General features: G+C 40.5%; 1 protein-coding gene. It reads left to right on the top strand.

The window, feature by feature from the left end:
- The first annotated feature begins 670 nt into the window (after nucleotides 1-670).
- The gene (locus tag PLL47_RS14905) at nucleotides 671-1,474 is read left to right on the top strand and encodes a DUF1638 domain-containing protein (RefSeq protein WP_324447375.1); all 804 of its coding nucleotides are present in this window, start codon (nucleotides 671-673) and stop codon (nucleotides 1,472-1,474) included.
- Nucleotides 1,475-1,626 lie beyond the last annotated feature (152 nt).

Below are 1,626 nucleotides of genomic sequence, written 5' to 3'. Positions count from 1 at the left end.
GAAAAAGGATACAGAGTCAATCATATTTTACAGAACTTTCGCTACACTGCCAATAGAACTTGAAGGCAGCACCGAAATAGCGCAAAAATCATACAAAAAGATGCAAAATATGTTGCTCCATTAGTCATCGGTTAAGGAATTTTCTTGCCCGAAAGCTATCGATTTTGCATAATAAGCCTATCTTAAATTTTGGTAAATTTACATGAAATCGATGCCTTTCTCCTACATACATAAAATCAAATATTTGACAAATGTTGAGGGAATTGACACAATTTGTCATGATTCTTCACTTAACCGAAGACACATGATGTTGCTCAGACCGATTAAAGTATGAGAATGCCTCTGAGACTTATAGTGACTTTACTGCCTGAAAAGCGGGGCAAAACTGGTTCAAAAAGAATTAACTTTTTTTGAAATTATAACGGCTTGAAGGCTTTGAACAGGGTTATCGAAATATACCCGAAATTAGTGTACTTTTTTAACGCTCAAATATATAAACTGTGCAATATATCTCCCATTAAGAAATGTGCTGTAAAAAAGAAGAGATGTCCTCCCAAACAGATAGAATATTCAGAGAATATTATTCCGGGGGACATGAAGTCCTTCAGGGATCCCCCTGTCAATTTTCAAAATAAGAAAGTAATAAGCTGCACATGCCAGAGGAGTCTACATGCCGGTAATGACCATAATAGGGTGCAGGATGTTCGAAGACGAGATAATGCACCTTCTTGAAAACGATCCTGAGATTAAAGAAGTGCTTGTAGTAGAAAACGAAGACTGCGCAGGCATAAAGAGAAAAATGACCGAAGCAGGAATTGCATACTCAGTTATCCCCCTTGAAGAAATTCCTAAAAAATCCTCAGGGAAAGAAAAGGGTTTGACCCTGATAGTTTACATGCTTGAGCTTGCCCTGCATGCGATTCCAGAAAACCTTAAAAAAACCGTTTACTCAAAAGTCGAACTTATGGCTCCCCGCTCGGACGGAGTCCTGCTCTTTTACGGGCTTTGCGGAAACGTTCTCGGAAAAATAGAAGAAGATTTCAAAGACCTGGACTGCAGGGTCTGCATCCTGAAAGAAGAAAACGGAGAAATTGTTGACGACTGCATCGGTGCCGTGTTAGGTGGAAGGAAGCGCTACCTTGAAGCCCTGAAAAGCTGCAAAGGGGTGGGCACCTTTTTCCTGACGCCCATGTGGGCTGTAAACTGGAGGGAAATGGTCAGAACTGCGGGCCTGAGCCAGAACCCGGACGATATAAGCATGTCGAAGTTTGTCTTTGATTATGCAGGATACAAAAGAGTTGCAAGGGTAAACACAGGACTTGCTTATGAAAAAGACTTTGATGCCTGTGTGAAAGAATTCTCCACACTCTTTGAGTTTGAGATCACAAACCTTGAAGGGACTTTACAGCTTGTAGAAAACTGTTACGCAAAAACAAAAGCTTCGGTACTGGATACCCCCGCCCCTGAAGCTTGAAAAACCATATATGAAAGATTTCTTGCTCGGCTTCATTCCAGCCCTTCATTTCTTTTCATTCTTTTTTCGATTCTTTTTTCTTATCTTTTCTTTCTTCTCTTTGGCATGAAAGTCCGTGATGAAAACTATCATCACGTACCCTTCCCTTCCTT

The sequence above is a fragment of the Methanosarcina sp. genome, assembly GCF_035390745.1.
Lineage (GTDB): Archaea > Halobacteriota > Methanosarcinia > Methanosarcinales > Methanosarcinaceae > Methanosarcina.
Note: the sequence above shows the minus strand (reverse complement) of the source record. Positions and strands in the feature narration are given on the sequence as shown.

Coding starts and splice junctions, on each gene's coding strand:
- PLL47_RS14905 (WP_324447375.1), top strand. CDS start 671: ATGCCGGTAATGACCATAATAGGGTGCAGGATGTTCGAAGACGAGATA.